16 protein-coding genes are annotated in these 18,515 nt (G+C 38.8%); 1 reads left to right on the top strand and 15 read right to left on the bottom strand.

Annotation, left to right across the window (positions count from 1 at the left end; genetic code table 11):
- Window positions 1–7: 7 nt before the first annotated feature.
- Window positions 8–889 carry a 4-hydroxy-tetrahydrodipicolinate synthase gene (dapA, locus tag FBD94_RS01645; protein WP_131607616.1) on the top strand — a complete coding sequence of 294 codons (882 nt, stop codon included), beginning with the start codon at window positions 8–10 and terminating at the stop codon, window positions 887–889.
- A gap of 70 nt (window positions 890–959) precedes the next feature.
- Here dapA and FBD94_RS01640 read toward each other — a convergent pair whose 3' ends face one another.
- The 15 genes from FBD94_RS01640 to mraZ all read right to left on the bottom strand — a co-directional run bounded on the left by FBD94_RS01640 (window position 960) and on the right by mraZ (window position 18,472).
- A complete protein-coding gene (locus FBD94_RS01640) occupies window positions 960–1,136 on the bottom strand; it encodes a histone H1 (protein ID WP_131607615.1) in 177 nt (58 codons plus the stop codon).
- 261 nt (window positions 1,137–1,397) lie between these two features.
- Complete coding sequence (locus FBD94_RS01635; protein ID WP_131607614.1) at window positions 1,398–2,639, bottom strand: aminotransferase class I/II-fold pyridoxal phosphate-dependent enzyme; 1,242 nt, start codon at window positions 2,637–2,639, stop codon at window positions 1,398–1,400.
- Between the two features lie 167 nt (window positions 2,640–2,806).
- On the bottom strand, window positions 2,807–4,444 hold the full coding sequence (gene ftsZ / locus FBD94_RS01630; protein ID WP_136878846.1) for a cell division protein FtsZ: 1,638 nt from the start codon (window positions 4,442–4,444) through the stop codon (window positions 2,807–2,809).
- Between the two features lie 129 nt (window positions 4,445–4,573).
- On the bottom strand, window positions 4,574–5,935 hold the full coding sequence (gene ftsA / locus FBD94_RS01625; protein WP_131607612.1) for a cell division protein FtsA: 1,362 nt from the start codon (window positions 5,933–5,935) through the stop codon (window positions 4,574–4,576).
- A 24-nt stretch (window positions 5,936–5,959) separates the two neighbouring features.
- Complete coding sequence (locus tag FBD94_RS01620; RefSeq protein ID WP_131607611.1) at window positions 5,960–6,901, bottom strand: cell division protein FtsQ/DivIB; 942 nt, start codon at window positions 6,899–6,901, stop codon at window positions 5,960–5,962.
- A complete protein-coding gene (murC, locus tag FBD94_RS01615) occupies window positions 6,894–8,249 on the bottom strand; it encodes a UDP-N-acetylmuramate--L-alanine ligase (RefSeq protein ID WP_136878845.1) in 1,356 nt (451 codons plus the stop codon). Before murC ends, FBD94_RS01620 begins: the two co-directional genes overlap by 8 nt.
- Window positions 8,249–9,364 (bottom strand): undecaprenyldiphospho-muramoylpentapeptide beta-N-acetylglucosaminyltransferase, encoded by a 1,116-nt coding sequence (gene murG, locus FBD94_RS01610; RefSeq protein WP_131607609.1) that lies wholly within the window; start codon window positions 9,362–9,364, stop codon window positions 8,249–8,251. Before murG ends, murC begins: the two co-directional genes overlap by 1 nt.
- A gap of 10 nt (window positions 9,365–9,374) precedes the next feature.
- Complete coding sequence (locus FBD94_RS01605; protein ID WP_131607608.1) at window positions 9,375–10,541, bottom strand: FtsW/RodA/SpoVE family cell cycle protein; 1,167 nt, start codon at window positions 10,539–10,541, stop codon at window positions 9,375–9,377.
- Between the two features lie 2 nt (window positions 10,542–10,543).
- On the bottom strand, window positions 10,544–11,887 hold the full coding sequence (murD, locus tag FBD94_RS01600; protein WP_136878844.1) for a UDP-N-acetylmuramoyl-L-alanine--D-glutamate ligase: 1,344 nt from the start codon (window positions 11,885–11,887) through the stop codon (window positions 10,544–10,546).
- Window positions 11,887–13,137: a phospho-N-acetylmuramoyl-pentapeptide-transferase gene (gene mraY / locus FBD94_RS01595; protein WP_131607606.1), complete on the bottom strand. Its 1,251-nt coding sequence runs from the start codon at window positions 13,135–13,137 to the stop codon at window positions 11,887–11,889. Before mraY ends, murD begins: the two co-directional genes overlap by 1 nt.
- On the bottom strand, window positions 13,137–14,591 hold the full coding sequence (locus FBD94_RS01590) for a UDP-N-acetylmuramoyl-L-alanyl-D-glutamate--2,6-diaminopimelate ligase (RefSeq protein WP_131607605.1): 1,455 nt from the start codon (window positions 14,589–14,591) through the stop codon (window positions 13,137–13,139). The genes mraY and FBD94_RS01590 overlap by 1 nt, the downstream gene beginning before the upstream one ends.
- 1 nt (window position 14,592) lies before the next feature.
- Window positions 14,593–16,695 (bottom strand): penicillin-binding protein, encoded by a 2,103-nt coding sequence (locus tag FBD94_RS01585; RefSeq protein ID WP_131607604.1) that lies wholly within the window; start codon window positions 16,693–16,695, stop codon window positions 14,593–14,595.
- Window positions 16,685–17,107, bottom strand: a complete 423-nt coding sequence (locus FBD94_RS01580; protein ID WP_131607603.1) for an FtsL-like putative cell division protein — start codon at window positions 17,105–17,107, stop codon at window positions 16,685–16,687. The genes FBD94_RS01585 and FBD94_RS01580 overlap by 11 nt, the downstream gene beginning before the upstream one ends.
- On the bottom strand, window positions 17,104–18,009 hold the full coding sequence (gene rsmH / locus FBD94_RS01575) for a 16S rRNA (cytosine(1402)-N(4))-methyltransferase RsmH (RefSeq protein WP_131607602.1): 906 nt from the start codon (window positions 18,007–18,009) through the stop codon (window positions 17,104–17,106). Before rsmH ends, FBD94_RS01580 begins: the two co-directional genes overlap by 4 nt.
- A complete protein-coding gene (mraZ, locus tag FBD94_RS01570; protein WP_136878843.1) occupies window positions 17,999–18,472 on the bottom strand; it encodes a division/cell wall cluster transcriptional repressor MraZ in 474 nt (157 codons plus the stop codon). Before mraZ ends, rsmH begins: the two co-directional genes overlap by 11 nt.
- Window positions 18,473–18,515 lie beyond the last annotated feature (43 nt).

The raw sequence follows: 18,515 nt of genomic DNA, 5'->3' as shown, positions 1-18,515 counted from the left end.
ATAAAAAATGAACAAATTTCACGGAACAGGGGTAGCAATAGTTACACCTTTTAATGCAGATGGAACGGTAGATTATGATGGGCTAAGAAGACTCATCAACCATTTAATTGAAGGAAAGGTTGAATATCTGGTATCATTAGGTACTACAGGAGAAGCCTCAACACTAAATAAAGAAGATAAGCAGAAGATCTGGGAATTTACTGCTGAAGTTAATAATGGCCGCTTGCCATTGGTTGCTGGTATTGGCGGCAATGACACTGCTGAAGTAGCGAACAGCATTAAAACTTTTGAAGTAAATGGTTACGACGCCATATTATCTGCGAGCCCATATTACAATAAACCAACACAGGAAGGAATATATCAACATTATAAAGCCATCAGCGAAAGTAGTGCATTACCTATTTTCTTATACAATGTACCTGGACGTACAGCAAGCAATGTAAGTCCGGAAACAACATGTAGATTAGCTAGCGACTTCAAAAATATCATTGGCACAAAAGAGGCCTCTGGTAATTTTGATCAGTTTAACCAGATCATGCGGGATAAACCTGCTGATTTCCTATTGATCTCTGGAGATGACCCTGTTGCAATGCCTATGATCTCATTAGGTGCTGTTGGGGTGATTTCTGTTATTGGAAATGCTTTCCCTAAACAATTGTCTGACATGATCAGATTAGCACTTAAAGGCGATTATGCTGCTGCTCAGCCAAAGCATTTGAGTTTAATTGAAATTACAAGAATGATGTTTGCAGAAGGAAATCCTGCTGGCGTGAAGGCAGTATTGAAACATTTGGGCGTATGTGATGACCATGTTCGTTTGCCGTTGGTTAAGGTCTCAGATGAGCTTAGAAAAGCAATCATAGCTGAAACCAATAAGATCACCTCTTAAAAAAAGATAACCGCATAAAAAAAGCGTCTCGAAATCTCGAGACGCTTTTTTTTCGGTACAATAAAGCTAATTAGCCTTTGTTTTTAGTGTCCTGAACTTCTAAACGGATAGCCTGAGCCAGGTTTTTAAGATCTTGCATACCTTTACGTACACGAGTTCCAGCAGCACTGTTTGCTTTGTTGTAGAATTTGTCTGCATCAGCCTCTAAGGTTGCAACAAGTTCTTTTACTTCATTAAATTTTTTCATCGTTAATTCGCTTCTTTTAGTTTATTAAGGTTTTGATTAATACTCTGTTACTAAAGTAAGATGTTTATTTTAATAAAAGAATTTTTCCAATAACAAATAAATAAGCGAAAACCCTCTTTTTTTCCACATTAGGCAGGTTTATAAACAATTACCACAACATTAAATAAATCAAAACACTGATTAACAAGCAAATACAAAACAAACTAAACAAAAAACCGCCTTTATGAATACATAAAGGCGGTTTTTTGTTTTTATTAAATATTAGGCTATAGAAAACTGATTTTCTTTATAATACCCACTTTTCAATTTATCAGAGACCTCACTAAAAGCATCTAGCGTACGCTGTACATCTTCCATTGTGTGCATTGCAGTAGGAATCAACCTTAGCTCAATTAATCCCTTAGGGATAACCGGATACACTACAATTGAACAGAATATACCATAGTTCTCGCGAAGGTCCATCGTTAGTGCTGTAGCTTCCAACAACTCACCTTTTAAGAAAACAGGTGTAACCATCGTATTGGTAACTCCCAAATCAAAACCACGATCTCTTAGCCCCTTTTGAAGAGTTAAAGCCACATTCCATAATTTATCTCTTAATTCAGAGTTGTTTTTAAGCAATTCCAGACGCTTTAACAATCCAATAACCATAGGCATTGGCAATGCCTTAGCAAAGGTCTGAGAACGCATGTTATATCTGAAAAAATTAGTCATTTGTTCACTTGAAGCAACAAAGGCACCTATTCCGGCCATCGACTTAGCGAAAGTACCAAAATAAACATCTACCCCATCAATACAATCCTGTGCCTCATGTGTACCGGCACCTGTAGGGCCCATTGTACCAAAGCCATGCGCATCATCAATTAATAAACGGAAATTGAACTCTTTTTTTAAATCAACAAGTTCTTTCAATTTACCTTGAGCACCCGACATTCCAAAAACGCCTTCAGTGATCAACAATATACCCCCGCCACTCTGTTCTACTAACTTAGTAGCTCTCTCCAGCTGTTTACGGGCACTATCAATATCGTTGTGTTTATATACAAAACGTTTACCCATATGTAGGCGTAAACCATCTACAATACAAGCGTGCGACTCTGCATCATAGACAATTACATCATTTCTATCCACCAAACTATCGATAATAGAAACCATGCCCTGATAGCCAAAGTTCAAAAGAAACGCATCCGGTTTACCTACAAATGCTGCAAGCTCCTGCTCTAATTGCTCATGATATTTAGAGTTACCAGACATCATTCTGGCACCCATAGGATAAGCCATACCAAAATCTGCCGCTCCCTGTGCATCAGCTTTTCGTACTTCTGGGTGATTGGCTAACCCCAAATAATTATTCAAACTCCAAACCAAATGCTCTTTACCACGAAAATTCATGTGGGGAGCTATATCGCCTTCTAATTTAGGAAATGAGAAATATCCATGAGACCATTTGTGATGTTGACCAAGAGGTCCCATGTGTTTCGCTATCTTTTCAAAAATATCCAATGTTATATGTATTTTAAGTTATTATTTTTTTACAAAGTTATGTTTAATATACCTGATACAAAATAATTGACGTTCTATGACGCATTACTTACACAAGCATAATATATGGATACCAAAAAGCCTTAACAATAATTGCTAAGGCTTTTTAGTATTCCGATTAGGTTAAATTAATCAACATTATCGTGAAGGAAAGAGTTATTTGGTCTGATCTCAGTAGATCCGTCTTCATCGTTACTTAAAGTAAATCTCGAAACTTGAGATTCCGAAGAATGCTGAACCTGCTGCAATTGCATTTGCTTACGTTTATATGCAGGTTCGTTTTCTAGTTCCTGCAAACCATTACTGGTACGAAGCTTCATGCTCAAATCTTTCAATCTAAGAATTCTCTCTTTAGATTTCTTTAATTGATCTTCAATCGACTCATCATTTTTATCGTCATCAGCACCTGATTCAATAATTTCTTCCCTTTGAGGAACGATGTCATTATTGAACACTGTAGTGGGTGTTTCAAATACAAAATCAGTTTCTGCAACTTTAATCTCAAATTCAAATCCTGAATCCTGCGGAGTAGACTCAACAAATGGAGTTTCCTCTTCAAGCAAAGTATGTCTAACAATAGAATTTGCTGGTTCTTCAGCATTTCTGTTTTTGTTAGGATTAAACAAATCAGCAAAAAGATCTGATTGTTTAATTTCTTCTTTGGCTTTCATTACCGGCTCATTCGTATAAACCGGAGCTTTAGTCTCTATAAATGAATTTACAGGTTCTACCGGTCTAACCAACGGCGCCTCTTCAGGTGTAAGCAAAGAAATCTTTTTTACATTCTTTTTCTCTTCGTCACGTTCCTCAGTAGTTTGGAAACCAGTAGCAATAATAGTAACAGACAACTTATCTTCCAGGTTCTCATCAATACAGTTACCCCAGATTAAATCAGCAGATAAACCTGCTTTTTCCTGAATGTAATCCGTGATAATAGTCACCTCGTCCATGGTTACTTCACGTAAACCAGAACTTATATTTAACAAGATATATCTTGCACCTTCTATCTCGTTGTCTTTTAATAATGGCGAAGCTAAAGCTCCCTCAACTGCATTCAATGCTCTGTTCTCACCATCACATGCAAAACTACCCATGATAGATACACCGCTATCTTTCATAACAGTACGCACATCTTTAAAATCCACGTTGATGTATCCAGGAACAGTAATGATCTCTGCAATGCCTTTTGCAGCAGTTGTTAAAATATCATCAGCCTGAGAGAATGCAGAACCTAAGGTAAGGTTACCGAAGATTTCGCGCAACCTGTCATTAGATATAACCAAATAAGAATCGACATACTTTTTCAGTTCATCCAAACCATCATTTGCTTGCATCTTACGTCTCTTACCTTCAAAGGCAAAAGGTGTAGTTACAATGGCAACAGTTAAAATGTCAAGTTCTTTCGCTGCTTTGGCAATAATAGGACTGGCACCCGTTCCGGTACCACCACCCATACCAGCAGTTATGAACAACATTTTTGTTGTGCTACCAAGCATCTGCTTGATGTCGTCTATATTCTCTATAGCCGAATTTTTTCCAACTTCGGGAATCGAGCCTGCACCCATACCTTCGGTAAGACTAGCACCCAACTGAACCTTATTAGGAATAGGACTAAACTCCAAAGCCTGGGCATCTGTATTACAAATAATAAAGTCTACACCAGTAATTCCTTGACGGTACATATGGTTTACCGCATTACCACCACCGCCACCAACACCAATTACCTTGATGATTGATGACTTATCTTTTAACATTTCGAACTGCATATCTTTATGAATCAGTTATTTAAAAATTCGTTTTACCTGTTCATCTCTCTATGTAATATTAACACTTTTTTAACAGGCGTTTTCCACAAATGTTGATAATGTGGAAAAGTTAGCTATTGTGGATAAATATTACGGTTTTATATAATCTTCGTCACTCACATTCATATCGTCTTTGATAAAATCCTTTGTCTTAGCAAGGAGCTTATCAAACAATCCACCGCCAGAACGCTTAGCTTTTTCCTTAACTTCCTTCGCTTTCTCAACAAAAACACCAGGTTGTTTCATTTCCTCTAATAGCTCTTCTGCCTTTTGGATACCCTTGATCAACAAACCAACACTGGTTGCATACATTGGGCTTTTCAAATCATCATAAATGGTTTTCTGCATGTCTTCGTATTTAGACAAATGCTCATTTGGATAACCAACGCGGCAATCTAAACCAGTTACATATTCTACCAATTGAGATAGGTGTTTTAATAAAGCACCACCACCAGTAATCACCACTCCACCAATCAGTTTTTTCTCGTAACCTGATGATTTGATTTCGTAATACACATGCTCAATGATTTCTTCCATACGGGCCTGGATTACATAAGCAAGGTTTTTCACTGAAATCTCTTTAGGCTCCCTTCCTCTTAATCCAGGAACACAAATAATTTCATTTTCTTTATTTTCTTCTGCCAGGGCCGATCCAAAACGGGTCTTTAATAGCTCAGCCTGGTTTCTCATTACAGAGCAGCCTTCACGGATATCTTCTGTAACACTATTACCACCAAACGGAATAACTGCCGTATGACGGATGATACCTTCATGGAAAATAGCAATATCAGTGGTACCACCACCAATATCAACCAGGGCAATACCAGCTTCTTTTTCTTCGTCGCTCAACACCGATTCTGAAGAAGCCAGGGGCTCTAATATTAGTTCCTGAGTTTGTAACCCGGCATTGGTTACGCACCTCATGATATTTTTCACAGCAGTCACCTGACCAGAAATGATATGGAAGTTAGCTTCAAGGCGTACACCAGCCATGCCAATCGGATCCTTTACACCCGGCTCATTGTCGATCGTAAATTCCTGAGGTAAAACATGGATGATTTCTTCTCCTGGGGGCATAACCAGTTTAAACATATCATCAATTAATTTATCGATATCCTTTTTCCCAATCTCCGTATTCAACTCACGACGGGTTAAAATACCTCTATGTTGCAAACTCTTGATATGCTGCCCGGCAATACCTACATTCACAACTCGGATCTCAACATTTGATTGACCACTTGCCAATTCAACCGCCTGCGATATCCCTTGTACTGTTTTCTGAATATTAGAAACCACACCACGAGTAACTCCCGCAGATTCTGCTTTTCCTATCCCTAAAACTTCTATTTTTCCATGCTGTGTCCTACGACCAACGATCACACAGATTTTAGTAGTACCGATGTCTAATCCGACTACTATTGGAGATTGAATGGTAGATTTTTCTTTGCCCATAACTATATCGATTTGTTGAGTTTATTAATTTTTATTCCTGGTATCTTTTTTAACTTTTTCCTTCTTACTATTCCCTTCACCCTGTATATCCGTCACAATTTGCACTCGGACAACAGAATCAACGACTTTTCTGCTCTGTCTTGCAGTATCTGTTACACGATCCTTAATCACCTCCCCGGTTAAAGAATCAATCTTATTTTTTTCACAAACAACCTGATTGATGTATTTTATGTTAATCGTTTTATAACGATTCCATCCCACCTTGGGGATTGCTTTCTTATAAAACGCCAATAGGTTTCTCATCTTGGTTTCCAGCGAATCCGCTGTACCCAAAACAATACGGTGATTACCTACCCTAGGAATCAACTCTATATCTCTAGCATTATTTACATACAATTGCTCAATCTGAGCATCCCATAACGTATCCCTTTTAACGTATGCAGCCACCTTATACAAATCTACAGCCAACTTTGTGATCAGCGTATCTACTTTACCACTAAAGTGCTCCATAATATCACCGTTTGCAGCCAGTACATTTGCTGTAAAATTAGGTGAAACAGGCATTTTCAATCCGTTACTATCTATATAATAATCCTGCCCAGCTGAGTTAATCACCCTCAAAATAGGCTGTCTTTGTTTAATTTCTATCTGTATTACACCATTCATATCGGCATACACTGTAGCATAAGCAATGTATGGATTGGCGATAATGTTTTTCTCAATACGTTGCAGGTTAATACCGGCCAGGTTCTGACCAATCAATGAACCCTGACTCTGCTTCAAAATTGCATCAACCTCTTCCCGCTCAATAAAATTATCCGCTCCCGGAATCAGGATCTTAACATTGGTACAAACCAGCTTTTTCTTTTTGCCGTCAACGAAACTCATCAGCACGACCAAACCGGCCAGACAAATCATCCAGGCAAAACATTTAAAAATTGGTCTCCAATTAATCCTTTTAAGCATGGGTCAAAATGGCTTTAAGTGGTTGTATCAATGTATCTATATCTCCAGCCCCTACTGTTAAAAGTAACTCAGGCTTATTGTTTTCTATGTACGCAGTTATTAAATCTTTACCACATATCTCTTTGTCTTTCAATGAGATTTTATCAAGCAACAATTGCGAATTCACACCAGGAATCGGCAATTCACGTGCAGGATAAATCTCCAGCAACAGCAAATGATCAACTGTACTTAAGACTTTTGCAAAATCATCTGCAAAATCACGCGTACGTGTAAACAGATGTGGCTGAAAGATTACCGTTAACTTTTTATCCGGGTACAACTGTCTAACCGCATCAAAACAAGCACGAAGCTCCTCAGGATGATGCGCATAGTCATCAATATAAATATGCTCCGGTGTATTTACTACATATTCAAATCTTCTTTTAACTCCTTTAAAAGAACCAATCGCCGCTGCAATTTTTTGCGGATCTATTCCAAGTTTAAGCGCAACCGCAATTGCAGCTACCGCATTTTCTACATTATGTTTACCAGGCAACATCAGCTGGATATCAGCAATAGTTACATCAGCATCCACATAATCAAATACAAACCTGGAACCTTCAACTCTGATATTTTGCCCTTTGATTTGCGAAGGCAAACCAACACTATAGCTTATGCCATTTGCTAAAGGAAGCCCGTTTTTAACAAACAATGTTCCACCAGGCTTCAACTGACCAGCAAACATCCTGAACGACTCCTCTAAATGACTTGCATCACCATAAATATCCAAATGATCAGCATCCATTGAAGTAACCACAGCAATATCTGGATGAAGCGTTAAGAAAGAACGATCATATTCATCAGCCTCAACCACTACCACATTGTTATCCCCAATGATGAAATTGCTATTGTAATTCGAAGCTATCCCACCTAAAAAAGCAGTACAACCATAACCACTTGCAATTAAAACATGCGCTACAATTGACGAGGTAGTTGTTTTACCATGTGTACCCGCAACAGCAATACAAAACTGTCCTTTACTAATGATGCCAAGGACCTCCGAACGTTTCTTTAAAATAAAACCATTGTCCTTAAAATAATTTAAGATCTCCGAATTTTTAGGAATCGCAGGCGTATACACGATCAGCGTATCATTATTTTTTTCATGAAATGTAACCGGTAAAACCGCGTCATCATCCATGTAGGAAACAAGAATACCTTCCTGTTCTAAAGCGACAGTTAGGTTAGTCCGTGTTTTATCATAGCCACAAACTACACATCCACGTTTAGCAAAATAACGAGCAATTGCACTCATGCCAATGCCACCAATGCCAACAAAATAAACGCGTTTTATGTTATCCAGTTCCATTAGCTATTACCCCCCCTTTCTGCCAACAACATTACCTCTTTTGCAATCACTTGATCAGCATCAGGCAAAGCCATCTTACCTATATTTTCAGTGTAGATTGAACTTCTATCTTTATCATTCAATAAACTTAAAGCCTCTTTTACAAGAATATCCTCTGCCGATTGATCCACAATCATCAAAGCCGCATTGTTTTTTACCAATGCCAATGCATTCTTTGTCTGATGATCTTCAGCCACATTTGGCGAAGGAACCAGTATAACCGGCTTTTTAATCATACACAATTCAGCAATCGTTCCTGCACCCGCACGTGAAATAATCACATCAGCAGCAGCATAAGCCAAATCCATTTTATTCAAAAACTCCAGAATCCGAACATTAGGATTAAAATCAAGACCCAAACGCTCAATAATTCCATTGTAATAGTACTTACCTGTTTGCCAGATCAGTTGTACATCAGCATCTATAAACTCAAGAATATGTTTTTCGATACTCTTATTTAATGTACCAGCACCCAAACTTCCACCTGTAACCAATATCGTTTTCTTTAATGGGTCAAGTTTCAACAGTTCTGCACCTGCATAATGCTTATTTAAAACATCCACTACATCCTTTCTTACCGGATTACCTGTTTTAAGCAACCTATCAGCAGGAAAAAACTGCTCCATTCCATCAAATGCAACACAAACCTTAGCTGCTTTTTTACCCAGCCATTTATTGGTCATACCTGCATAAGAATTTTGCTCTTGTATCAGGTAAGGAATATTTTTTAATGATGCAGCAAACAAAATTGGTCCGGACGCATAGCCACCGACACCCACAACCACATCAGGTTTAAAATCAGCAATGATTCGCAAGGCTTTACGCACACTTCCAAACAATTTAAACGGCAGCTCTAAGTTTTTCACAATAGAACCTCTTTGTATACCGCTAATATTTAAACCAATAATTTTATAACCAGCAGCTGGGACTTTATCCATTTCCATCCGACCGGCTGCACCAACAAATAAAATTTCACAGCCCGGCTCCATACGCTTTAGCGCATTAGCTATGGATATGGCTGGAAATATATGTCCGCCAGTACCGCCTCCTGAAATTATTATCCTCGTTGGTCTCATCTTTTAATCTTTATGCCATTGCTGGTATTTCACCAACAATTACTTTTTTAGTGCCCTGTTCTTCCACATCTCTGCTTACGCTCAATATAATCCCAAAGGCTATACTTGTAAATATCATCGAAGTACCACCCATACTCACCAGTGGTAGCGGAACTCCTGTAACCGGACCTAAACCTACAGCTACCGCCATATTGGCAAAAGCCTGTATGGTTAAACTAAAGCTTAGCCCTGCAGCCAGCAAAGCCCCAAAAGCCTTTGGGCTTTGGGTTACGATCCGTACACAACGGTAAAGCAACACGAGATACAATAGCATCACCGTCATCGCCCCCATCAACCCATATTCTTCTACTATAATTGCAAAAATAAAATCCGAATATGGGTGCGGTAAAAAGTTACGCTGGGTACTGTTCCCAGGACCTTTACCAAATACCCCACCAGTCGCCAATGCAATTTTTGATTGATCAGCCTGGTAAGTTTTATCCGAATGTTGCAGCTCAGGATGTAAAAATGAATTTACCCTGGATTTATAAGTAGCGGCCCTCGGCCCTAAAAACACAATAAACAACAACAGTACAGCTCCACCTGCACATACCATACTAATCTGCTTAATACTGATCCTTCCAATAATCAGCAGCAAAATACTTACCCCAAACAGCATAATAGCTGTAGATAAATTGGCCCAGGCAATCAACACAAATACCGCACACACAGATCCCATGATCGGTATAAATGCTTTTCTAACATCCTTAATATTCTCTTGCTTCTTAGTCAGCATTCTAGCCAAAAATGTAATCAAGGCAATCTTCGCTAAATCTGAAGTCTGAAAGGTTAAACCAATTAAAGGAATCTTTACCCAACGGGATGCATCATTAATATTAGCACCAAAAATAGCGGTATAAAACAAGAGCGGAATCGTAATGATCATTAAGACCTTCGAGATCCCAGCGTAATATTTATAGTCCAATAAATGCGCAATATAGATCATACCAATCCCCATTACCACAAAGATCAAGTGCTTAGTTAGCAAAATCTTCTCTACAGTTTTCCCCGTCTTATAAGCATAAGTCCCGGTTGCACTGTAAACGGTAAGTATAGAAATTAGCGACAAAAGGATAATGATCAGCCAAATCCAGCGATCTCCCTTTGTTTTATCTAAAAGCCTATTTATTGTAGTCATAATTACAATTCTTTAACAGCTGCCTTAAATTGGTTACCGCGGTCCTCATAGTTCTTAAACAAATCAAAACTGGCACAAGCTGGAGACAACAATACGGTGTTCCCCTTTTTTGCCAAATGATAAGCTACCTGAACAGCCTCATGCGCAGAAAATGTATTTACAATAATCTCCACGTCATCTTCAAAAGCTTCATGAATCCGCTTATTGTCTTTACCTAAACATACAATCGCCTTAACCTTTTGGCGTACCATATCCTTTAGCATGTCATAATCATTACCTTTATCAACACCACCCATAATTAAAATCACACCTTCACCAACACTTTCCAGTGCGTACCAGGTAGAGTTCACATTGGTCGCTTTAGAATCATTGATGTAATCAACTCCAGAGATTTTTGCGACATGCTCTAACCTATGTTCAATATTTCTAAAATCACCCATACTTTCACGTATAGAGCTATTTCTAATATCTAATACTTTAGCCACTATGCCAGATGCCATAGAGTTATAAATATTGTGCTTTCCCTGTAGGGCTAATTCTGTAATAGACATGATTAATGGATCGTTTAGGTTTATATTGATGTGTATGTTGTTGTCTTCAAGGTATGCACCCGCTTCAATTTTCTTCCGGATTGAAAAAGGGTATTTTTTCGAATTTACTTTAGTGCTTTTCAACGCTTTTAAAGTTTCCTCGTCATCAGCACAGTAGATAAAAATATCATCACTGGTCTGATTTTGAACAATACGCATTTTTGATGCAGCGTAATTGTCCAGCTTATAGTCATAGCGGTCTAAATGATCAGGTGTTATATTTAATAAAACAGCGATATCAGCCTTAAAATCATACATATCATCCAACATAAAGCTGGAAATCTCCAATACATACCAATCAAAATGCGATGTCGCCACCTGCCCTGCAAAACTATGCCCTATGTTACCCGCAAGTCCAATGTTTAATCCTGCATTCTTCAAAAGATGGTAAGTCAACATGGTTGTTGTTGTCTTGCCATTAGAGCCAGTGATACAAATCGTTTTTGCATTGGTATAACGCTTGGCAAATTCAATTTCAGACACTACTGGAATCTGCTTCGCTTTAATCTCCTTGATGATCCCCGCAGTATCAGGTATACCCGGACTCTTAATTACCTCAACAGCTTTTAATATTTCAGCTTGACTATGCTTATTCTCTTCAAAAGGGATATTTAGCTCTTGTAATTTCTCTTTGTATTGCATCGGAATAGCGCCAAAATCAGACAAAAACACATCAAAACCTTGCTTCTGCGCTAGCATTGCCGCACCTACACCACTTTCTCCCCCACCTAAAATTGCGATTCTCTGCTTTTCCATTATCTTAATTTTAAAGTGATGATGGTAATGATCGCAAGCAATATGCTAATGATCCAGAATCTAGTTACAATCTTAGCTTCATGATATCCTTTCTTCTGGTAATGGTGATGTAAAGGAGACATTAAGAAAATCCTTCTGCCCTCGCCAAACCGTTTCTTGGTATACTTAAAATAAGACACCTGAAGCATCACAGATAAGATCTCAATTAAGAAAACACCACATAAAACAGGAATTAGCAATTCCTTTCTAATCATAATGGCAAATGCCGCAATGATCCCACCAATAGCCAAACTTCCTGTATCCCCCATAAACACCTGGGCCGGATAAGAATTGTACCATAAGAATCCTACGCAAGCCCCAACAAAGGCACCCGCAAAAATCATCAACTCACCCGAATTTGGGATATACATAATATTGAGGTAGTCGGCAATTACCGTGTTACCAGACACATAAGCCAACAAGCCGAGTGTAATTCCTATAATCGCAGACGTTCCCGTTGCCAAGCCATCGATTCCGTCAGTAATATTCGCCCCATTAGATACCCCCGCAATAATTATGACAGTGATAAAAATGAAAACCAAGGCTGCATACTTCTCATAACCATCGCCTAAAAACTTAAGCACTTTGGCATAATCAAATTCATTATTTTTATAAAAAGGAACGTTAGTCAAAGTAGATTTCACATCCTGAGTGTAATAAAAGCTCTCCCCCTTTTGTCTCAAAACCATAGGAGCTGTAGCCGCTTTAGCCACACTTACTTCTTCCACTGTTTGTCTAACTACAATATTTGGATGGTAATACATGGTACAACCAATAATTAACCCAAGTCCAACCTGTCCAACAATTTTAAACCTACCGGCTAACCCTTCTTTATTCTTCTTAAATACTTTGATATAATCATCCAAAAATCCGACAGCACCCATCCACACAGTAGTGATGAGCATCAAAATCACATAGATATTGGTTAAGTTGGCCAGCAATAATGTTGGTACCAAAATACCGAGCAAAATGATGATACCACCCATCGTTGGTGTACCTTGCTTCTGCATCTGGCCTTCCAATCCAAGATTCCTTACCGTCTCTCCAACCTGCATTTTATGCAGATAATTGATCAACCTTCTACCATAAACAGTAGTGATAATCAGCGAAAGAATCACCGCCAAAGAAGTACGGAAAGTGATGTATTGAAACAATCTCAATCCCGGGAAATCGTAATGCTGGTTCAGGTATTCAAATAAATAATATAACATTAGCTGATCAAGTTTAATTGTTCCATTAACACTTCCTTATCATCAAAATGATACCTCACCCCATTTATCTCCTGGTACTTTTCATGCCCTTTACCTGCAAGCACAATAATATCTCCGGGCTTAGCCAAATGGCAAGCCGTTTTAATCGCTTCTCTTCTATCTACTATACTCAATGTTTTACGCCTATTTGTTGGAGAAACCCCCTTTTCCATTTCCTCTACTATCGTCTGCGGGTTTTCAGTCCTTGGGTTATCCGAAGTCAGGATCACCTTATCGCTCCAATCACAAGCCACCTGAGCCATAATCGGACGCTTAGTTTTATCCCTATCCCCACCACAACCAATAATGGTAATCACTTGCTCTGTTCCCTTTCTAATGTCATGTATTGTACTCAACACATTCTGAACAGCATCAGGTGTATGCGCATAATCCACAATACCAATAATACCGTTGGCCATCATGTAATCAAACCTACCCTCAGCGCCAGTCAGACTAGTCAAAGTAGTCAATACCGTCAATTGATCCTGATCAAGCAACATCGCAGTGCCATAAACTGCCAATAAATTATAAGCATTAAATGAGCCTACAAGCTTAAAGAAAACATCAGCATGATCAATATTCAGATGCAGACCATTAAAACTGTTTTCAATAATATTGGCTTTAAAATCAGCAAGCTGTTTTAAGGCATATGTCTTTTTTACTGCCTTCGTATTCTGCAGCATAACCATTCCATTTTTATCATCAAGATTGGTTAAGGCAAAAGCCGAAGATGGCAACACGTCAAAAAATGCTTTCTTCGCTTTGATATAATTATCAAACGTTACGTGAAAATCCAGGTGGTCATGCGTAATGTTAGAAAACACACCACCAGCGAAACTCAATCCTTCAATTCTATGCTGAACAACAGCATGAGAACTCACTTCCATAAAGCAATAATCACAACCCGAATCAACCATATCCTGCAAAAGCATATTCAATGCTATTGGATTTGGGGTAGTATGCGTCGCCACAATCACGCGATCATTAATGTGATTATCAACAGTCGAAATCAGACCAACTTTATAACCCAGCTCACGAAACAATTTAAACAATAAAGTGGCAATGGTCGTCTTGCCATTGGTGCCAGTAATACCAATCAACTGCAATTTAGCAGAAGGATTACCATAAAAATTAGCAGCCATTTTACCAAGCGCAACCGAACTATCAGCCACCTGAATATAAGTTACACCAGCAACAGTTTCCTCAGGAATCTGTTCACAAACCACGACAGAAACACCCGCACTTACAACACTACCGATGTAAGCATGACCATCAGACAAAGTACCTTTTATCGCAAAAAACACATCATCCTGAGTCACCTGACGAGAATCAAATACCAAAGCACTCACCTCCTTGTTGGTATTCCCAACCAGGTTAGTTATTGCTATTCCATATAAAATTTCCTGCAGCTGCATCTTATTGTAAATCTATTTGTACTGATAAACCTTTTCCTATTTTATTTCCGGCTGCGATGGATTGACTCACAACCTTTCCGCTACCTTTCACTCTGGTCTTTAAACCAGCATTACCCAAAAGATACAAAGCATCTTTTAAGCCCATCCCATTCACATCAGGCATCACTCCTTTTATCAAGTTAAATTCTTCGTAAACTATACCATTACTGGTATCCACACTATTAAAGTAATCCGATTTAGCCGCATATAAAGCTTTAACACCTAAAGCATTGTACACCCTTTTAACCGCCTTACTATGACCAGCTTTAGCTTCCGGATTAATCGTATTACCAACATAATGCTCCGAAATGTTGTTATACATTTCCATGTCACTTGCATAAATACGATCCGCTATTTCTTTAAATACCGGACCAGCAACCGTTGCTCCGTAATAACCATTTTTAGGCCCATTGATAGACACTATAATTGAATACTTCGGTTTCTCTGCAGGAAAATATCCGCAAAACGAAGCTTGATAGCTTGGCTTACCCTTATAACCTTTACGCCCATCAGCAACCTGAGCTGTACCTGTTTTTCCTGCAACCCTATATAATGGAGAACCCATCAGTTTACCGGTCCCCTTGGTCACAACCGATTCTAACATCGCCTGTAACTTTTTAATCGTTTTTTCAGAACAGATACGATCAGAAATTACTCTTGCCTGATACTGCTCTATCGGATTACCCAAACGTCTGATCTCTTTCACAAAAAGCGGCGCAATGTATTTCCCATCGTTAGCAACCGCATTATAAAATGTCAACATTTGCAATGGCGTAATCAGCATTTCGTAACCATAAGCCATTTGCGGCAAGGTCAAATTCTTGTTCCAACTTTTAAACTTCGGATTCTTAATCACCGGTTTTGTTTCACCCGGAATCTGCAATCCCAAGCGCTCATTCATATGAATATCATAAAAGTGATCTGTAAACTGAGATGGATCATCCTGATAATGCATATTTACCAACTTAGCAACCGCCGTATTTGCCGATTGCTCAAAAGCTTTCATCACTGTAACTGTACCTATTCCACCATGAGAATCCTTAATCGTATGCCCCTTAACCCTGTAAGTACCATCACCCGTAGACACCAGTGTGTTTGTATCTACTTTTTTGTCTTCCAACAAGGCCATATAAGAAGCCAACTTAAAGGTTGAACCTGGATCCTGACTACCACCTATAGCGTAATTAAACTGCTCCTCATAAACCCCCTCACTTACCCGGGTATAATTAGCCACAGCCCTAACTTCTCCGGTAGCAACCTCCATCAAAATAACCGTACCATAATCAGCATCGCTAATTTTCAATTGCTTTTCCAGCGCTGTTTGCACAAGGTCCTGCATATTGATATCAATCGTAGATATAATATCAGCTCCTTCTTTAGGCGCTACCTCAGCCTCATCATTAACAGGCATCCAAACACCACCCGAAATACGCTGAACCAATCGTTTACCACTTTCGCCGTTAATATATTCTCCAAAAGCACCTTCCAAACCAACGCCATTCGGAACATTCTCGTTCTTATAACCAATGGTTCTAGCCGCTAAAAACTTAAACGGTCTGATTCTTTTATTTTGCTGAACAGCAATCAAACCCCCAGTATATTTTCCGATATTAAACAAAGGGAAAGTTCTGATGGTCTTCAATTCCTGATAACCAACTTTACGCTTAATCAACAAGTAACGAACACTATCCCTACGTGCAGCACGCAGGTAACGCGAATACTCTTTAGGTGATTTATCTTTAAAAAACTGAGACAAGCTAAATGCTAATGAATCTACTTTTTCATTAAAAACATCCTTATCCTGTATTCCACCAGCAAACAAATCCATCCTCAATTCATACTCAGGAATAGAGGTTGCCAGCAGACTACCATCTACTGAATAAATATTACCCCTTGCAGCTTCAATATTGATATACTTTGTAGAGAGACTATCGGCCATGGCACGCCATTTATGTCCCTCCACAAACTGTACATCGCACAGTCTGACCAATACCGCCACGGCAAGCAGTACAATCAGCCCGAAGGACAGATAAACACGCAATAAGATGTTATCTCTAATATTCATTAGTGTTTATTACAATTTTTTTAGGTGGCTCAGTCAGTTCTTTTATCCCTAAAGTGTCTACTTTTTTTGCTACTTCCGTCAGTTTACTCTTAAACATCAGGTCGGCCTTTAGCGACTTATATTCCCAACTCAGCTCTTTTACTTCTTTATTTAACTTATCAATACTCCTGATATTCTTAACAGCCATATGGCTATTGGCTATGTATAGCATACATAAAACCGAAAGAAATATCAAAAACGGCAACATCTCCGTTGCAGCCTCTTTACTTACTACCCCCTCAGTAAACAGCTTTTTAAAAAAAGCATTACTACTTTCAGGCTCTTTTTGTTTCGGTTTAGGTTTAACCTTAACATCGATCTCCTCTTCTAATTCCGGTTCTTCATCTAGATGTTCCCTAAACCTGTTGTTCATAACCGCTCTCCCACTCTTAACTTAGCACTCCGCGACCGACTATTACGTTCCAACTCAGCCTCATCAGCCACAATAGCTTTCCTCGTAATCGCTTTAAACGGTTTTTGCTCGTTACCAAAAAAATCTTTATCTACTTCACCTCTAAACTTTCCTTTTGCAAGGAAATTCTTAACCGGCCTATCTTCTAATGAATGATATGACATCACCACCAAACGACCTCCTGGTTTTAAAACATCAGCAGTTTGCAACAGAAAATCTTCCAACACTTTCATCTCGGCGTTCACCTCAATGCGTAAAGCTTGAAAAACCTGCGCCATATATTTATGCTCTTTACCTTTAGGAATGTGCGCTGCAGCAACCACCTTAAAGTCAGCCAAGGTTAAAACCGGACGATCAACACGACCAGTAACAATAACCCTAGCTAAAGATTTTGCATTTTTAACCTCACCATAAATACCAAAAATTTTATGTAACTGATCTTCAGTATACGTATTCAAAACATCGGCAGCTGTCAACTTACCTTGTTTATCCATACGCATATCTAAGGCAGCATCAAACCTGGTAGAGAAACCTCTTTCTGGCTCGTTAAACTGATGAGAAGAAACTCCCAAATCAGCCAAAATACCATCTACAGTTTTATAACCCAACAAACGCAGGTTATTTTTAAGAAAAGCAAAATTCTGATCTACAAAATGAAAACGGGGATCATCGATCTTATTTCTTTGCGCATCAGGATCCTGATCAAACGCAATTAAAACTCCGTCTTTACCTAATTTTTTAAGGATCTCACGAGAGTGTCCACCACCACCAAAAGTCACATCCACATACACTCCATCCGGCTTAATATCCAAGCCTTCCATACACTCCTTCAACAAAACAGGAACATGATAACTATTTTCCATCTTCCCCCCTGTTTTTATTTCCCATTACTTCCTGAGCAAGAAAAGCAAAGTTCTCAGGCTCCTCATCAAACAAAGCTTCATAAGCCTTTTTCGACCAAACTTCCACCTTATCAAACTGACAAGCTAAAACAAGATCTTCACTAATTTCAATACCCGCAGATTCCAATAAAGACTTCGGTAAATTCACTCTTCCGGCAGCATCCAACGTCAAAGACGTCGCGCCGCGAGTGAAATAACGAATAAACGCTCTTGTTTTTGGTTCGTACTGGTTCAACTTACTCATCTCCTCCACCATGCTTTCCCAAACTTTTTTGGGATAAATAACCAAATGCTTCTCAAAGCCCCGGTTAATCACAAGTCCCTCATCCTCAACATTAGGCAATTGTTTTTTTAGACTCGAAGGGACCATCAAGCGGCCTTTCGCATCTAATTTACAATCAAACTCTCCTAATAGCTGTACCATTTCTCTATGTGCACTTTTTATGTAGTGTAAAAATAGATATTTC

The organism is Pedobacter hiemivivus (assembly GCF_005144565.1).
GTDB lineage: Bacteria > Bacteroidota > Bacteroidia > Sphingobacteriales > Sphingobacteriaceae > Pedobacter > Pedobacter hiemivivus.
The sequence above is the reverse complement of the archived record's forward strand: the minus strand, read 5'-3'. Positions and strand labels throughout refer to the sequence as shown.